General features: G+C 65.0%; 16 protein-coding genes. 7 read left to right on the top strand and 9 right to left on the bottom strand.

From position 1 onward, the window contains the following. Positions 1 to 87: 87 nt before the first annotated feature. From alaS to BLV04_RS16935, 5 genes are all read right to left on the bottom strand, one after another. Positions 88 to 2688, bottom strand: a complete 2601-nt coding sequence (alaS, locus tag BLV04_RS16955; protein ID WP_093034942.1) for an alanine--tRNA ligase — start codon at positions 2686 to 2688, stop codon at positions 88 to 90. Positions 2689 to 2740: 52 nt separating this feature from the next. Further along, a complete protein-coding gene (locus BLV04_RS16950; RefSeq protein WP_093034876.1) occupies positions 2741 to 3196 on the bottom strand; it encodes a regulatory protein RecX in 456 nt (151 codons plus the stop codon). A gap of 21 nt (positions 3197 to 3217) precedes the next feature. Then, positions 3218 to 4285, bottom strand: a complete 1068-nt coding sequence (recA, locus tag BLV04_RS16945) for a recombinase RecA (RefSeq protein ID WP_093034873.1) — start codon at positions 4283 to 4285, stop codon at positions 3218 to 3220. A gap of 290 nt (positions 4286 to 4575) precedes the next feature. Beyond that, on the bottom strand, positions 4576 to 5088 hold the full coding sequence (gene thpR / locus BLV04_RS16940; protein WP_175534670.1) for an RNA 2',3'-cyclic phosphodiesterase: 513 nt from the start codon (positions 5086 to 5088) through the stop codon (positions 4576 to 4578). Beyond that, positions 5081 to 5590 (bottom strand): CinA family protein, encoded by a 510-nt coding sequence (locus BLV04_RS16935; protein WP_093034866.1) that lies wholly within the window; start codon positions 5588 to 5590, stop codon positions 5081 to 5083. Before BLV04_RS16935 ends, thpR begins: the two co-directional genes overlap by 8 nt. A 197-nt stretch (positions 5591 to 5787) precedes the next feature. Between BLV04_RS16935 and BLV04_RS16930 the strand changes: the two genes are divergently transcribed. Beyond that, complete coding sequence (locus tag BLV04_RS16930) at positions 5788 to 6069, top strand: cupin domain-containing protein (RefSeq protein WP_093034863.1); 282 nt, start codon at positions 5788 to 5790, stop codon at positions 6067 to 6069. A gap of 38 nt (positions 6070 to 6107) precedes the next feature. Then, entirely contained in the window at positions 6108 to 6602 is a 495-nt protein-coding gene (locus tag BLV04_RS16925) for a DUF302 domain-containing protein (protein WP_093034860.1), read from the top strand. Between the two features lie 139 nt (positions 6603 to 6741). Here the strand turns inward: BLV04_RS16925 and BLV04_RS16920 are convergent, their stop codons facing one another. Next, on the bottom strand, positions 6742 to 7068 hold the full coding sequence (locus tag BLV04_RS16920; RefSeq protein ID WP_093034857.1) for a DUF1244 domain-containing protein: 327 nt from the start codon (positions 7066 to 7068) through the stop codon (positions 6742 to 6744). Between the two features lie 174 nt (positions 7069 to 7242). Between BLV04_RS16920 and BLV04_RS16915 the strand changes: the two genes are divergently transcribed. Beyond that, positions 7243 to 8712, top strand: a complete 1470-nt coding sequence (locus BLV04_RS16915) for a 2Fe-2S iron-sulfur cluster-binding protein (RefSeq protein ID WP_093034854.1) — start codon at positions 7243 to 7245, stop codon at positions 8710 to 8712. A 120-nt stretch (positions 8713 to 8832) separates the two neighbouring features. On the opposite strand, the gene BLV04_RS16910 is transcribed toward BLV04_RS16915, so the two are convergent. The 3 genes from BLV04_RS16910 to BLV04_RS16900 are packed head-to-tail and all read right to left on the bottom strand — an operon-like array spanning position 8833 to position 12097. Then, positions 8833 to 9228, bottom strand: coding sequence for a DUF2750 domain-containing protein (locus tag BLV04_RS16910; RefSeq protein ID WP_093034851.1), 396 nt, complete (start codon positions 9226 to 9228; stop codon positions 8833 to 8835). A gap of 25 nt (positions 9229 to 9253) precedes the next feature. Then, on the bottom strand, positions 9254 to 10720 hold the full coding sequence (locus BLV04_RS16905; RefSeq protein ID WP_093034848.1) for a polysaccharide deacetylase family protein: 1467 nt from the start codon (positions 10718 to 10720) through the stop codon (positions 9254 to 9256). Between the two features lie 45 nt (positions 10721 to 10765). Then, positions 10766 to 12097 (bottom strand): polysaccharide deacetylase family protein, encoded by a 1332-nt coding sequence (locus tag BLV04_RS16900; RefSeq protein WP_093034845.1) that lies wholly within the window; start codon positions 12095 to 12097, stop codon positions 10766 to 10768. Between the two features lie 231 nt (positions 12098 to 12328). Here BLV04_RS16900 and BLV04_RS16895 point away from each other — a divergent pair, with 231 nt between their 5' ends. The 4 genes from BLV04_RS16895 to BLV04_RS25280 all read left to right on the top strand — a co-directional run bounded on the left by BLV04_RS16895 (position 12329) and on the right by BLV04_RS25280 (position 16534). Continuing rightward, on the top strand, positions 12329 to 12568 hold the full coding sequence (locus tag BLV04_RS16895; RefSeq protein WP_093034842.1) for a hypothetical protein: 240 nt from the start codon (positions 12329 to 12331) through the stop codon (positions 12566 to 12568). Continuing rightward, a complete protein-coding gene (locus BLV04_RS16890) occupies positions 12565 to 13299 on the top strand; it encodes an ABC transporter ATP-binding protein (RefSeq protein ID WP_093034839.1) in 735 nt (244 codons plus the stop codon). The genes BLV04_RS16895 and BLV04_RS16890 overlap by 4 nt, the downstream gene beginning before the upstream one ends. Next, positions 13299 to 15818, top strand: a complete 2520-nt coding sequence (locus tag BLV04_RS16885; RefSeq protein WP_093034836.1) for an FtsX-like permease family protein — start codon at positions 13299 to 13301, stop codon at positions 15816 to 15818. Before BLV04_RS16890 ends, BLV04_RS16885 begins: the two co-directional genes overlap by 1 nt. Positions 15819 to 15991: 173 nt before the next feature. After that, positions 15992 to 16534: a DUF2934 domain-containing protein gene (locus tag BLV04_RS25280; protein ID WP_093034833.1), complete on the top strand. Its 543-nt coding sequence runs from the start codon at positions 15992 to 15994 to the stop codon at positions 16532 to 16534. The last annotated feature ends 2 nt before the right edge of the window (positions 16535 to 16536 follow it).

Below are 16536 nucleotides of genomic sequence, written 5' to 3'. Positions count from 1 at the left end.
AGTCCCGATGGTTCGCCGCGCTAAATCCAGTAGCACCGGGCAAGTGGGGATCGGCCGGGTTGACGGCAGCTCACCCGGACATACGGGCTAGATCCGCTGCCGCACCCATCCGTCGACCAGCGCCAAGGCCGCCGGGAGACCCGCCGGATCGTTGCCGCCGGCCTGCGCCATGTCGGGACGTCCCCCGCCCTTGCCGCCGACCTTCTCCGCGACCTCGCGGATCAGATCGCCGGCCTTCAGACGGTCGGTCAGATCCTTGGTCACGCCGGCAATCAGGCTGACCTTGCCGTCGCCCTCGGTCGCGAGGACGACGACCGCCGAGCCGAGCTTGTCCTTGAGCTGATCGAGCGTGACGCGCAGGGCCTTGGAGTCGGCCCCTTCCAGCCGCGCGGCGAGCACCTTGATACCGTCGATCAATACCGCCTGCGACGCCAGGTCCTGACCGGCGGAGCTTGCGAGCTTGGCCTTGAGCTGCTCGAGCTCTTTTTCGAGCCGACGGCTGCGCTCGAGCAGCGCAACGACCCGCTGATCGACGTCGTCGCGTCCGCCCTTGAGGAGTCCGGCCAAACGGATGAGTCGATCCTCGTCGGCCTCGATCCAGTCGAGCGCGTTCGCACCCGTGACGGCCTCGATGCGCCGCACCCCGGAGGCGATGCCGTTCTCCCCGATGATCTTGACTAGACCGATATCGCCGACCGCCTTGACATGGGTGCCGCCGCACAGCTCGGTGGAAAAGTCACCCATGCGCAGCACGCGCACCTGCTCGGAATATTTCTCGCCGAAGAGCGCCATGGCCCCGGACGCCTTGGCATCGTCGAGGCTCATGATGCGGGTCTCGACGAGATGATTCTCGCGAACCTCGCGGTTGACCATCCGCTCGATCTCCAGGAGCTGCTCGCGCGAGACCGCCTCGTAGTGCGAAAAATCGAAACGCAGCCGCTCCGGACCGACGAGCGAGCCCTTCTGCTGCACATGCTCGCCCAACACTTGGCGCAAGGCCGCGTGCAGCAGGTGGGTCGCGGAATGGTTCAGCGCGGTGGCGCGCCGACGCTCGCCGTCGACGCGCGCATCGACCCGGTCGCCGACGCTCAAGACGCCCTCGGCGACACGTCCCAGATGACAGACGGCGCCCTCGCCTTTCTTCTGTGCGTCCAGTACATCGAACCGGCCGCCCTCGCCGACGAGCCAACCGCGATCCCCGACCTGGCCGCCGGACTCCGCATAGAAGGGCGTGAGATCCAGGACGACCAGACCTTCCTCGCCTGCAGCGAGCTGATCGCGAGAGCCGTCGGCGGAGTAGATGGCGACTACCGTCGCCTCCTCCTGCAGCCGCTCGTAGCCGCAAAACTCGGTCTCGCCTTGGACATCGATCTCGAGAGCGGCCGCGCCGCCGAACTGGCTGGCGGCGCGTGCACGCTCGCGTTGCTGCGCCATCGCCTGCTCGAAGCCGTCCATGTCCAGGGTCAGGCCTCGCTCGCGGGCGATATCGGCGGTCAGGTCGGTCGGGAAACCGTAGGTATCGTAGAGCTTGAAGACGGTCTCGCCGGGGATCCGCGCGTCGCTCAGACCCGCGATGGCCTCGTCGAGCAGGCGCATGCCGTGCTCGAGGGTCTCGGCGAAGCGCTCTTCTTCGAGCAGGATGATACGCTCCACATGCTCGCGAGCAGCGACCAGCTCGGGGTAGGCCGCTCCCATCTCGGCGACCAGCGGAGATACCAATCGATGGAAAAATGGCGTGGTGCAGCCGAGCTGGTAGCCGTGTCGGATGGCCCGACGCATGATGCGGCGCAGGACATAGCCCCTGCCCTCGTTGCCGGGCGTCACCCCGTCGGTGATCAGAAAGGCGGCCGAGCGGATGTGGTCGGCGATGACACGCAGAGATTTGTTCTCGCGGTCCGCGCAGCCGGTGAAGCGTGCGGCCGCTTCGATGAGACGCACGAACAGATCGATCTCGTAGTTGCTGTGCACGCCCTGCATAACGGCGGCGAGGCGCTCCAGACCCATCCCGGTGTCGACCGAGGGGCGCGGTAGCGGGGTCAGATTACCCTCGGCGTCGCGATTGTATTGCATGAAGACCAGGTTCCAGATCTCCACGTAACGGTCGCCGTCCTCCTCCGGCGAGCCGGGCGGGCCGCCGGGGATCTCGGGGCCGTGGTCGTAGAAGATTTCGGAACAGGGGCCGCAGGGTCCGGTTTCGCCCATCGACCAGAAGTTGTCCTTCGCCCCGCAGCGCGAGAAGCGCGAGTCGTCCGCGCCGATCTCCTTCAGCCAGATGTCGGCGGCCTCGTCGTCTTCGGTGTAGACCGTGATCCAGAGCCGCTCGGGCGGCAGGGCCAGGACGCGGGTCAGATAGTCCCAGGCGTACTCGATCGCCTCGCGCTTGAAATAGTCCCCGAAACTGAAGTTGCCGAGCATCTCGAAGAAGGTGTGATGCCGAGCGGTGTAGCCGACGTTTTCCAGATCGTTGTGCTTGCCGCCGGCACGCACGCAACGCTGCGAGCTGACCGCGCGGTTGTAGGCGCGACGTTCGCGCCCGAGAAAGACCTCCTTGAACTGCACCATCCCGGCATTGGTGAAGAGCAGGGTCGGATCGTTGCCCGGCACCAGGGGGCTGGACGGCACGGGTTCGTGATCGCGTTGCGCGAAATAGTCGAGAAAACTCGCTCGAAGCTCTGCGCTGGTGCGGATACTGGTGCTGGTGGTCATGGGTATGCTCGGTTGGACTGCGGACGCCGGCCGGTCAATCGGGCCAGCGCAGGAAGCGGCGGATCATCTCGGGGGGAAATCCACGTTGCTCGAGGAAACGACCGCGCCGGGCGTACTCGGCACGGTCTGGCGGCGGCTCGCTGCCGAAACGGCGATCGTAGATCTCTGCCATATAAGCGACCCAATCATCCCGCATGGCATCGAGATGAGGGTCGACGAGGGTATCGGGTAGGCCCTTTTCATACAACTCGGAGCGGATTCGCAGGGGACCGAACCCTTTGGCGGCGCGCTCGGCAACATACTGCTCGACCATACGACCTTCATCGAGCGCGCCTTCGGCGACCAACCGGTCAAGCGCCTGCGCGATCCCTGCGTCGTCGAAGCCGCGCGAGCGGAGCTTGCGCCGAAGCTCAGCGCGCGAGTGCTCGCGCGTGGCCAGCAGCCGACGGGCTCGATCGGCGATCTGCGCCGCGGGGTCGGGTTCTTCCATCGCTCGACGAGGGGCTTCGGCCTAGATCTCCGCCGGAGCTTCGGCGATCGGGTCATCGGCGAGCGGTGCGGCAGCGGTGCCGGGCAGGGGATCGCCGATCTTGGGCAGAAGCTTCTCGCGAATCTTCGCCTCGATCGCCTTGGCGATCTCGGGGTTCTCGCACAGGAAGACCCGCGCGTTGTCCTTGCCCTGACCGATGCGATTGCCCTCGTAGCTGTACCAGGCGCCGGACTTCTCGATGAAGCCCTCGTTCACGCCCAGGCTGATGATCTCGCCTTCGCGCGAGATGCCTTGGCCGTAGAGGATGTCGAACTCGGCTTGCCTGAAGGGCGGCGCCACCTTGTTCTTGACGACCTTGACCTTGGTCTCGTTGCCGATGACCTCGTCGCCCTTCTTGATGCTGCCGATGCGCCGGATATCGAGCCGGACCGAGGCGTAGAACTTGAGCGCATTGCCGCCGGTCGTGGTCTCGGGCGAGCCGAACATGACACCAATCTTCATGCGGATCTGATTGATGAAGATGACCAGACAGTTGGAGCGCTTGATATTGCCGGTGAGCTTGCGCAGGGCCTGGGACATGAGGCGTGCCTGCAGACCGACGTGGGAGTCGCCCATCTCGCCCTCGATCTCGGCCTTCGGGGTCAGTGCTGCGACCGAGTCGACGACCACGACATCGACCGCGCCGGAGCGCACCAGCATGTCGGTGATCTCGAGCGCCTGCTCGCCGGTGTCGGGCTGGGAGACCAGCAAATCGTTCATGTTTACGCCGAGCTTCTCGGCATATCCCGGGTCCAGGGCATGCTCGGCATCCACGAAGGCCGCCGTGCCGCCGGCCTTTTGCGCCTCGGCGATGATGTGCAGTGTCAGGGTCGTCTTGCCGGAGGATTCGGGTCCGTAGATCTCCACCACGCGGCCCTTCGGCACGCCGCCGATCCCGAGCGCGAGATCCAGACCGAGCGAGCCGGTCGAGATGGCCTCCACCTCGCGAATGACGCCGGTGTCGCCCATGCGCATCACCGAGCCCTTGCCGAACTGTTTTTCGATCTGGGTCAGCGCGGCGGCCAGTGCCTTCTTGCGGTTGTCGTCCATTGGGTCTCCGTTGAACCTGATCGGCTTGATCGTTCGTAAGGGGGGCTTGCTCTGCAACGTTCGGCTCCGACGCGACCGGCGAGCGCCCGGGTGTCCGCAAAACACCCGTCGTCCCACACGGCAAGTTGCGGATTATCGCATAGCGAATCGGAAAACGTCACAGGCATGCCAAGGGTCCGGGTGCGCAAGCGATTCAAATCGCGCAGGTCGCACGCGCGGGAACACGGCGAATCATGGATGCACCAAGCGTCGAGCTCACTCGAAAACGAGCATCTCGCTCCGGACGCGGTTTAGATCAACGTCCAGCGGCGACGTACCCGATAACGCGGACCGGGACCGCCGTATCCGGCGGCCAGCACAAGCTCGCGGACCGACCAACGAATCGGCGTCGGCCACTCGGACACCGGCGCCGCCGCGGCCTTGCGTGCGAGTGTGATATGCGGCCGATACGGACGCGGATCGGCGGCGAGACCGCAGGTCGAGAGCTGCTCCTGAAGATCCGCGACGAGCGCCGGCAATGCATCGGGCGGCGATGCGGGCGCGCACCACAGCACGCGCGCCCGCGCGAAATGACCGACCCGATCGATCTCCAGGTCGAATGCCGCGGCCCGGATCCGATCCGCGGCACGCTCCGCACAACCGAGCACATCGGATGCGAGCGGGCCGAGGAAAGCAAGCGTCAGATGAAGGTCGCTCGGGTGGGTTGCACGTGCGCCGACGGGCAGGAGCGCGGGGATGCGGGCAGCCACCGCGTCGCGGACCGCCTCATCGGGCCAAAGGGCAAAGAACCAGCGTTCAGACAAGGTCGCCGAGCCGCTCGACCAAGCCGTCGATCGCCGCCTGTACCGAGGAACGCCGCACGGCATCGCGATCGCCGTCGAAGTGGAAACGCCGGCTCTCGACCCGCCCCTCGGGCCAAGCCCAGGCCAGACAGACGGTCCCGACGGGTTTTTCGGGGCTTCCCCCGCCGGGTCCGGCCACACCGCTGATGGCGACGGCAACTTGGGCTTGGCTGCGACTCAAGGCGCCCATCGCCATCTCCGCAACCACCGCCTCGCTTACGGCGCCCTGCGCGGCAAGCGTCTCGGCACGCACGCCGAGCATCTCTTGCTTGGCCGCGTTGCTGTAGGTGACGAAACCACGATCGAGCCAAGCACTGCTCCCGGCGAGATCCGTAACGACCTTCGCCAGCCAGCCGCCGGTGCAGGACTCCGCGACCGCAAGCCGCAGGCCCGAGCGCAGCATCAGCTCGGCAAGCAGGGCTGCGCTCGGCTCTCGCTCGCAGGGGGATTCAGTCTCATTCATAACGGAATCAAACCGCAAACGCGCAGAGGACGCAAAGGTTTTCAGGCGTACCGATGGATCTCTCCCGCGGGCCGCCGCGGCTCGAAGGAGTCCCGAAGTTTGCCCTCTCGGGTGGAAAATCCAACGGATTAGCTCCAGAATGCCGAGCCATCAAAGCCAGACCCGCCGATCACGGCGGCCGACCCCGGAGCCGATGGATGACCGACCTTCAGATTTACTGCGAGCATAAGCCCTCCCCCGCCAAGCTGGACGTTCTCGGCGTCGAGGACTGGGCGATCTGGAAAAAAGAGCCCTCGACCTTTCCCTGGCGTTACGATCGTGCCGAGACCTGCTATGTGGTGCGCGGGCGCTTTCATGTCACCCCGACCGGCGGCGCGCCCCAGTCATTCAGCCGCGGCGACCTCATCACCTTCCCCGCCGGCATGGAATGCACCTGGGAGGTCGTCGAGCCGGTCGAGAAGCACTACCGATTCGACTAAACCCATAAATACAAAAACCCAACTGGAGAGAGACGACAATGAGAAAGATCCTGCTGTCCCTGCTCATCGCCCTGCTGCCCTTGACCTTCCTTGCCACTCAGACGCATGCCCAAAGCATGACTATCGCCGATACCGTGCTCAAGATGCCGTTGGCCGAGGGCGTCTCGATGGATGACGCCGTCGAATCCATGAAACTTCGGGCCAACACGCTGAACTTCAAACTCGTCGCTCACCTGCCGCTCTACAAGGAGCTGGAGTCGATGGGTGTGGAGGCTAAACGCATCGAGATCTTCCAGTTCTGCGATGCCCGGATCGCCAACGAGATGATCAAGGAAAACATCGACTTCTCCGCCTATCTGCCCTGTCGAATCACCCTGATCGAGGATCAGGACGGCAAAGCATGGCTGACGACGCTCGACCTCAACAAGGTCATCGAGATGGCCGACCTGCCGCCGAACCTGATGGAGAACGCCGTGAAGGTGCGCGACACCATCGAGGAGATTATGACCGCGGGCGCTACGGGCGACCTCTAAAACCCGGCATGCCGGCCCATCGAAGACCGAACGGAGCGCGGACGTCCGGGCGCGGAGGCTTCATCGACTTCCGATGTGCCTTGCACCTGTTCGACCGCCTCCTTCCGAATCGCCGTCGATCGCGGCCGATCCCGAGCGCCTAAGTCTTTCCGCCGTGGCCGCTGACGAAGGCGTGCAACGGCTGAGTATCCTCGAACAGACGCGACTGCTCTGCGGTCGCATCCTGCTGATAGCGGGTCTTCCAGTCCGCGTAGGGCATGCCGTAAATCGCCTCGCGTGCTTGGTCGTAGGACATCTCGACACCGCGCTCGGCAGCGGCGCTCATGTACCACTTCGACAGGCAGTTTCGGCAGAAGCCGGCCAGGTTCATGAGGTCGATGTTCTGCACGTCGGTACGGCGTTGCAGGTGCTCGACCAAACCACGGAATGCCGCGGCTTCGATCTGGATCTTGGTGTTGTCGTCCACGTCATCTCTCCTTCGAAAGGCGGGTTGGTCCGATGGATTGAAGTCGCACCGTGAGGCGCGGATACTCGGGAGCAAATGATATCGGGGTGACGCGGAGGTTTTGCGCGTTCTACCCGAGCAAACACCTTGCGTACGACAACCCGACCCGCCGGCCACATCGGAGACCTCGCGTCCATGGACTACCTGAGCCTGTCCCGCGCCGCACGCCTCGCCGGCGTCACCCGCGCCGAGCTGCAGCGGCGCATCAGACGCGGCGAGATCGCCACCTTCGAGGGCTCGGTCGCCGTCAGCGATCTCCTGCGCGCCTTTCCGGCGGTGAGTCTCGCGGACGACGCGGCGCTTGAGCGGGTCGAGCGCATCAAGAGCGATGCGCTTCCCAAGACCGACGGTCACGACGCGGCGCTGCCCAGCCCGCAGGTCCTGGTCGCACGCCTGCGGGCGATGAGCAAGACGCTGGTCGAGCGTATGTCGGCCTTGAGTGCTGCCGAGGGCCTTTTGAATCAGGTCGGCGAGCGGCTGGATTCGATTGCGGACGCATCCACGGAAACGGCTCGGACCCGGGCTCGCGAATTACGCGATTGGCTCCGGTCGGCACGCGCGGCGCTGGACACGGACACCTTGAACGACGAGCGCGCACAACTCTTCGCCAAAGACACGTTTCTTCGCATCATGGCAGCCAACGTCAAGCTCATCCCAAGCGGTCACGACTACTTTGTCGAGGGCAACGAGTCGATTCTCGACGCCTCCGTGCGCGCCGGAATCAACCTCAACTACGGTTGCGCGAGCGGCAACTGCGGGGCCTGTAAGGCGCGACTGATCAGCGGCGAGACGCGGCGAATCCGCGAGCACGACTATGTCCTGAGCGAGCGCGAAAAGGCGATGGGTTATCTTTTGACCTGCTCGCATACGGCCGTGACCGACGTCGTCATCGAGGCGGCGGAGGCGCTCACGGTGACGGATCTACCGCATCAGGAGATTCGGGCTAGTCTACGCAAGCTCGAGCACATCTCCGAGGATCTCGTCTCGATCAACGTCCAGACCCCGCGGACTCAGACGTTGCGGTTCATGTCGGGCCAGCGCGTGCGACTCACGCTCGAAGACGGCGCGAGTCGCGAGCTACCGATCGCGAGCTGTCCCTGCAACGCCCGAAACCTCTGGTTTTATGTCAGACGGGGCGCCGATGCCTTCTCCGACGCGGTCCTCAAACCACTGCGCCCCGGCCATCTGATCACGGTCGAGGGGCCCTACGGGGGGTTCGTCCTGACCGAGGACGCGCCGGAGCCCGCGGTCTTCATCGCCTTCGGCGACGGCATCGCGCCTGTGAAGAGCCTGATCGAGCACGCCGTCTCGATCGATGTGATCGAGTCCTTCCACCTCTACTGGGATACGCAATATTCGGAGGGGCACTATCAGGGACGTTGGGGCCGCGCGCTCACGGACGCGCTGGACAACTTCCAGCTAACCCCCCTGATGAGCGGCCGGGCGGAAGATGTCTTTGCGGTCATCCGCGCCGATCACCCGGATCCACGCGGACTGCGTTTCTATCTGGCCGGTCCGGAAGCGCCCATCAATCGGCTGACGGAATTGCTCCGCAGCGAAGGCGTTGCCGACGACCGGATCGTCTGCGAGATCACCGAGACCTGAAAGATATCGTTCACGGCGTTCATCCCTTCGTGACCAAAACGAGTGACCTCGACGAGCTCGCAAGCATCCGTCCGGCCCGCGAGTGACGGGCCTCGGATCATTCCCTTCAAAGCAGTCCCTTCAATCGCCCTGCTCGCCCTCCTCCCGGAGATCGTCCAACAGGGTCTCGGGCGCGATGACCACACCCGAGCCATCCGGTGCGGGAAAGACGGCGACCATCCGGCCGTCCTTCGCCATGCCGGTCAACCAGCGGGTCATGAAGACGTCGAGCGCCAGCGGCTCGGCGCGACAATCGGCCCAATCATGCGTCGCCAGCGCCGTGGCACATGCCGCGTCGGGCCAGAAGGGAAAACACTCCCGCCCTTCATCGTCTGAGAAGGCGATAAAACCATCATCTCCCTTCAAGGTCCAGACCTGGCCCTGTTGCGTGACCCGTGCAAGAAATGCGATGTAGCGCTCTTCACCCGGCAGGTCGAAACTGCCCGAGAGATCCTCTGCGTTCGGTAATGCGTTCATTGCAAGATTGTTTCCCAAAGTGTTGTCAGCCGAAATCCTGCTCGAGGATCGCATTGACCCGTCTGCAGATCTCGCGCCCGTAGTCGGTCCACAGACCCTGTCCCCAGTAGCGATAACAGCTGGTTTGGGATGCCATCAGGTGGAAGAGCGCGTTGCGATAACGCGGGTCGCTGGTGGCGACGCCGGGGATCAGCACCTTTTGGTTGAAGTTGGCGCTCGCCTCCTCCATCGGACCCAGCACATCGTCGTAGCCCTTCACCCAGGAGAGGTCGGACGTCCAACTGCCGCCTTCCATGTGGAATCGGCCGTCTTCCTGCTTGAGCTCCGCAATCGCCTTTTCCAGCTTCTCCGGGCCGTCGCCCGGCTGTATGCGTGCCCAGATGCGATCGTGAAACAGGGGTTGGACCTCGGGGAGATCGGACTCCTTGATCCCGAGCGCGAAGAGATGCTCCAGGTATTCACTCCCGTTCATCATGGGTGTGTCGGTGTGGCTCGATGCCCCGACCACCTCCATGAACTTGCCCGGGAACTCGTTCATCATGACGCCGCCGTTCTCGCCGTCGGCGATCTGAGTGACCAGCGGAGGGATCGACTTGCCGGCGAGCGCGACGCGCTGCAACCCTTGCGCCTCGTACCAGGGCTGCATCTGGGCGACCAGCTTGGTGTCCGAGCCCTGTGTCTTGACGATGGCGATGATGCTCGCTGTCTCGCCGTGCGAGTTGGTGACGACCAGTCGATGCGGGATGTGCGGGCGCTCCGGGTGACGCCCGGTGTCGACCTGCTGAACCGTGTGCTCCTGCACCAGAACCCATTGGAAGCCGCAGTCCACCAGCGTCTTGACGAAGGCGTAGGCGACGTCGGGATGATTGGGCAGGGCCATCTCGGACGGGGAGAATCCGCGCACCCGCTCCAGCGCCTCCCAGCCGAAGATGGCGGCGAAGTGGTGCTGGAATGCCTTCACATGCAGACGAAAATCCTGCACCGGCGTGGAGGGCGCGACCGCGTGGCCCCAGGGCATACCGAGCCACTCCACGGCCCAGTTGTAGTCGGGGTTGCAGGTCATGCCCTTGAGCGCATCGATCACATAATGCTCGCCCATCTTGCGCAGACCGTGGAGCAGGGTGCCCGAGTATTCGAGCATGCAGCGCGGCGACTTGCCCTCGCCGATCAACTGCGGGATGAACTCGCCCATCCGCTTGTAGCACCAGACGAAGGCCGGGGCGTTGTAATTGTCCCCGATGTGCTGGTTCTCCATCATGTACTGGAGGTTGCTGATCAAGGCGGCGCTGCGCAGTTCCCCGCCGCCGGCCGGGATCAGGGGCTGATGCTGATGCAGGGCGATGGCGGTCGCCGAGCGGATGGAGCCGAAGTCGATTCCGCCGCGATCGGCGAACAGAGTACGCGTGCGCCCTTCGGCAACGACGGCCTCGACCTCCGATTCATGGCCGCAGATATTCGGAAGGTCATCGACGTACTCGGGTAGCGGTTTCACTCTGGACTCCTTAGAAAAATGTGGCTCCGGGGTTGCCGGAGAGGTTCAAGATGCTTTCGGTGCAGGTGCCTCGGAGACGGCCGACCCATCGGGAGCCGGGGTCGGCGCGGCGTTCACGGCAGCCTCGGCGCGTACGTCCGTTTCGACCGATTCGGGCTCGGAGGCTGACTCGGGCGCGGGTGAATCCGCGTCCGCCGGCTCCGCGCGGATCCCGATACGCGCAAGCGCCGCCCGACTGGCCTCGAGATCGGCCTCGGCACGCGGCACCCATGCCTCGCCCCAGTAGAGATGACAACTGGTCTCGGCGCGCAGCAGTCGCCACATCGCCTCCTCGATCGCCTCGGCCTCGGGGCCTTCGGAGACGCCCCGCTCGGTGGCGAACCAACGCGCGTCATGCACCGTCCGGCTCGCCTTGGCGAAGGCGTCGATCGCCTGTTTCTGCCGATCCGAGCCGGTCCATTGGGTGAAGTCGCGTCCGTGGTGCCAGCCGGTGTTCCAGGCGCCGGTGCGCACCCGGACCTCGCCGTGGGCGCCGTAGGTGTCCAGATAGCGGCTGATGAAGGTGGGCGCGATTGCCGCCTCGCCGGCAGCGACGCGCTCGAGCAACGGCAGATAGAAGGCGCTCCAGAAGTTGGCCCCTTCGGTCACGTTCCTGAACCAGCCGCCGTTCTCGCCGTCGGTGCAGGTGGTCACCAGCGGTGTGAAGTCGCACCACTTGGTCCGCTCGGCGACCTCGCCGAGGAACCAGTCCAGCTCCATCCCGGACTCTTGGGCATCGGAGAGATCGCGATCGCGCACGATCACCGTGATCGCCTCGCCGCCGAAACGCGCGATATGCGGCCGATAGCGCAGCTCCTGCCAGCTCATCGGGGAAATCGGCTCCACGTGCTCGCTGTCGACCATGACATAGCGATAGCCGAATGCGCGCAGCAGCGGGATCAGCTCCATCGAGAATCCCATCTCGGGCGGCCAGAAGCCTTGGAAGCGCGGACGCCAGAGCAGGTGATGTGCGATGCCAAGCCAGCGGCGCAGCTGCTCCTCGCGGTCGGCCTCGGGGATGAGGGGCAACACCGGGTGGTAGTAACCCGTACCCAAGACCTCGAAGAGTTTTTCGTTCTGGAAGTGCCACAGCAGCGATCCGCAATCCACGGTGCCATAGACGCGCTTCTGGAACTCTGGATTGGACAGGGTCTCGAGCAGGGTGCCGGACAGGGAGACATGGACGCGCGCCAGGTCTTCGTGACCCCAAAGACTGCGCGGGATGCGATCCAGGGCGAAGAGGATCTCCTTCGCCTCCCAGCTCTCGTTGTCGAGGAGCTCCTCGAGATTGCCGGCGGGCTGATGCAGGTTCAGAACAAGCGCATGCTGGGCGATCACGGTACGGCACTCCGAGATGGCATTAAAGGGATGGCATGGAGGAGCGATAGCATGAGGAACGTGAGGATAACAGAAGCGCGACGAACGCCCAAAAGCCCGACTCCTCATGTCGATTCGCACTTGCACCCGCCGAGCGGACGCACAATTTGGCTTGGAGGGACGGACGTCTCGCCCGCCGGGCGATCGCGCCGCACAGCCCCGCCGATCCAAACCTCCCAGACTGGATATCGCATGCCCAAGATTCTCATCGACCCCGAGTCGACGTCGCTGGATCACAGATTCGCGATCATCAAGACAAAACGAACCGACCGTGCCCGCTATCCGGAGGGGTGCGTCACAGTCGTCGAGGATGAAGCGACGGCGCTCGCGGGAGCGGATGCGGAGCGGGGGCTCCACCCGGCGATCGTTTACGGACCGTCGAGCTCATCGGAAGGTCAGCGGCTCTACTATCTGGTGCGTTGGCTCGAATGAGCGCACCGACCTTCGACCAGCCGTCCGCAGACGTCCCGGTGCTGCGCATCCGGGATCTGCACAAGTTCTATCGCGAAGGCGAAGGCACGACCGAGCACCGCGTCCTGGATGGGATCAACTTCGATGTGGGCCGCGGCGAGTGCGTCGCTCTGCTGGGGCGAAGCGGCTCGGGAAAGTCGACCCTGCTCAACCTGCTCGCGGGAATCGATCGGCCCGACCAAGGACAGGTCGAGGTCATGGGACATCGCCTCTCGACGCTCGGCGAGCCCGGCCTGACGCTCCTGCGACGACGCCAGGTCGGATTTATCTATCAGTTCTTCAATCTGATCCCGACGCTGACGGTCGCCGAGAATCTCGCCTTGCCGCTCGAGCTGAACGGCACCTCGCTCGCACGCGGCATGCCGCGGATCACCGAGATGTTGGAGCGCCTCGGACTCGGTGCTCGCGCCCGGGCCTTCCCGGATCAGCTCTCCGGCGGCGAGCAGCAGCGCGTCGCCATCGGCCGCGCGCTCATCCACTCACCCGCCTTGGTCCTGGCCGACGAGCCGACGGGAAACCTGGATGTCGAGACCGGCGAGCAGATCCTCGCGCTCCTCGCCGAGCTGTTCGCGGATCGGCGCCGGACGCTGATCCTGGTGACGCACAGCCTGGCGGTCTCGCGCATCGCCGACCGGGTGCTCACGCTCGATAAGGGGCAGTTGGTCGACTCGGCCCGGGATCTCGCCTGGTGATGCCGGTCCTCGTCCGCGCCAGCCTGCGCTATCTGGCACGCCACCGCTGGCAGACCGGTCTTTCGATCATCGGCATCGCACTCGGCGTGGCGGTCGTCATCGCCGTGGACATCGCCAACGAGAGCGCGCGGCGCGCCTTCGACCTCTCGATCGAGCGGGTCGCCGGTCGCGCGACGCACCGCATCGAATCGGCCTCCGGCGGTATCCCGGATGCGGTCTATGCCGATCTGCGTCGCCGCGGCGGCCTCGCGGCGACCGATGCCACTCCGGTCATCGAGACCCCGATACGGATCGGCGAGGTGACCTTCACGCTGATCGGGCTCGACCTGCTGGCCTTCTCCTCCATCCGAGGCACCGGCCTCTCGGTCGAAGGCGCCTCGCTGATCCGAATGCTCACACAGCCCGATACACTGCTGCTGAGCGCAGGCGACGCGCAGCGTCTCGGCGTCGCACCCGGCGATGTGTTGCGACTGCGGATCGGGGGCCGCGAGATCTCGGCGGAGCTGGTCGGTATCCTCACCTCCGATCAAGCGGGCGGCTTCGAGGGTCTGGCGATCGCGGACATCGCGACCGCGCAGGAGATCGCCGGGCGCGTCGGGACGATCGACCGGATCGATCTGGTGCTCTCGCCCGAGGAGGCGCCTGTTCTGGCTGAAGCACTCCCGCCCGGCCTGCGCCTGGTCGCATCCGAGCAACGCAGCGAGACCCTGCGTCAGATGACGCGGGCCTTCCACACCAATCTGACCGCCATGAGCCTGCTCGCCATGCTGGTCGGCGGATTCATCATCTACAACACCATGACCTTCGCCGTGTTGCAGCGGCGCAGCTTGCTCGGCTCATTGAGGACGCTCGGCTGCACGCGCGGTCAACTCTTTGCGTTGGTCCTGTCCGAGGCGTTGCTCTTCGCGTTGGCCGGTGCTCTGCTCGGGCTGGGCTTGGGCATCCTGACCGGCTGGGGATTGGTGCAACTGGTCACGCGCACCATCAACGACATCTATTTCACGCTGACCGTGCGCGAGCTCTTCGTCACGCCAATCTCGCTCGCGAAGGGCATCGCCGCCGGACTCCTGATTACCCTCGTCGCCGCACTCGGCCCGGCGATCGAGGCCGCCCGGGCTCAACCGCGCGACGTGCTCCGTGCCAACAGCCTGGAGCGTCGCGGACAGCGTTGGGTGCTCTGGCTGGGCGCGGTCGGTCTGGCCCTCATGGTTGTCGGTTGGGGTGCGGCCCAGATCCCGAGTCGCTCGATCGTTCTCGGCTTCCTGGCCATCCTGATCCTGATTCTCGGCTTCAGCCTCTGTGTCCCCGCCCTGCTCCGCGCGATTGCACTCGGCTTGACGCGCGTCGTCGGGCCGATCGGCGGAATCCCGGCCGTGCTCGCGGCGCGCGGTGTGGCCGCATCCATTACCCGTACCGGCATCGCCGCAGCGGCCCTGACGGTCGCCATTTCCTCGACCCTCGGGGTCGGCGTGATGATCGACAGCTTCCGCAGCAGTCTGATCGTCTGGCTCGACACGACGCTGCAAAGCGACATCTATGTCTCCGCGCCATCGGAGACGGGGAATCGCGCCGATGGCGACCTGCCATCCGGGCTGGCGCAGCGCCTGGCCGGACTTGCGGGCATCGCCGAGATCAGCATGGGGCGCAGCGTGCGGGTCGAGGCCGAAACCGGCTCGGTGCTCCTGCTCGGGTTGACCTCTTCGTCGGTCAGCCCGAGCGGCTTCAGCTTCGAGGGCGGGGAAGCCGTGGATCTCTGGACCCGTTTCGAGGCCGGCGAGCTGATCCTCGCCTCGGAGCCCTACGCCTATCACCACGACGTCGCGGTCGGCGACCGGGTTGCCCTCTTCACCGACCGGGGCTGGCAGTCCTTCGAGATCGGCGGCGTCTTTCGCGACTACGGCTCGGATGCGGGGATGCTGGTCATGTTTGGTGGCCGTTACGCCGCGCTCTGGGACGACGACGCGGTGTCCTCCATCGGCATCATGGTGCGCGACGACACCGATCGCGCCGAGGTCTTCGAACGGGTTCGCGACCTGACGGAGGCGCTCGATGCCCCGGTCCTCGTCGCCTTGAACGATGAGATCCGCGAGCAATCGCTCGAGATCTTCGACCGCACCTTCTCAATCACCCATGTCCTGCGTCTGCTTGCGATCGGTGTCGCCTTCATCGGCGTGCTGAGCGCCCTGATGGCGCTTGAGCTGGAGCGGCGTCGCGACTACGCCGTGATGCGCGCGACCGGCATGACCCGGCGCGAGCTGACCCTGTTGATCCTGACCCAAACCTCGATTCTCGGCCTCTCGGCCGGCCTGCTGGCGATCCCGCTCGGACTTGTCATGGCAGACCTTCTGATCCAGGTCGTCAATCTGCGATCCTTCGGCTGGACCATGGAGATGCGGATCCCGCCCCTGACCCTGATCCAGGGTGTGCTGCTCGCCTGGAGCGCCGCCTTGCTGGCTGGTCTCTACCCGGCTCATCGTTCGGCCAACACGGATCCGGCGCAGGCTTTAAGGTCGGAATAAGTCGGTTGAAATCCATGCGTGCGTTCTTGCCACGGAAGCGAAAATCCCGTGTATCCTTATCGGCGATGACGAGAAAAAACCGCCGTTGTTGAATCAAGAGGTCGAACGACCGACGGGGCCTCAGTAAAAACCCCGAAGAGTCCACACCGGAATCCAAGAGGCGAGCGAGCGACATGGCCGACGACAAAACCATCGTAACCAAGAAGACGGCACCCAAAGCGGCTGCAGAGAACAAGGACACAGCCATCAAGAAGACCGCAGCGAAGAAGACGGTCACGACATCGACCGCCGGCCCGAGCGCCGGGCTCAAAATCGCGCCGGCCAAGGCCGCTCCTGCAAAGGCCACTCCCGCAAAGGCCACTCCCGCGAAGGCCGCTCCAGCAAAGGCCGCCGCGACAAAGAAGGCCGCACCCGCAAGCGTCAGTGCGGCCGCGGCGAGCGCGGGCGCAAAAAAGACACCCGCCAAGAAGTCTCCCGCAAAGCCCGGAGCCACCGCGCCGCGCGCTGCCCCGACCGCACTGGAAGGCAAATCCATCAGTCTGAGATCGCTCGCCAATGTCTCGGACGAGGAGCGACTGCACATGATCCACGAGGCGGCCTATTACCGTGCGGAAAAACGTCGTTTCGCGCCCGGGCATGAGGTCGAGGACTGGGCCGAAGCCGAACGTGAGATCGACGATCTGCTCGCCAGTGCCAAGCGGATCTCCGGGCGCTGATC

The organism is Thiocapsa roseopersicina (assembly GCF_900106925.1).
Classification (GTDB): Bacteria; Pseudomonadota; Gammaproteobacteria; order Chromatiales; family Chromatiaceae; genus Thiocapsa; species Thiocapsa roseopersicina.
The sequence above is the reverse complement of the archived record's forward strand: the minus strand, read 5'-3'. Positions and strand labels throughout refer to the sequence as shown.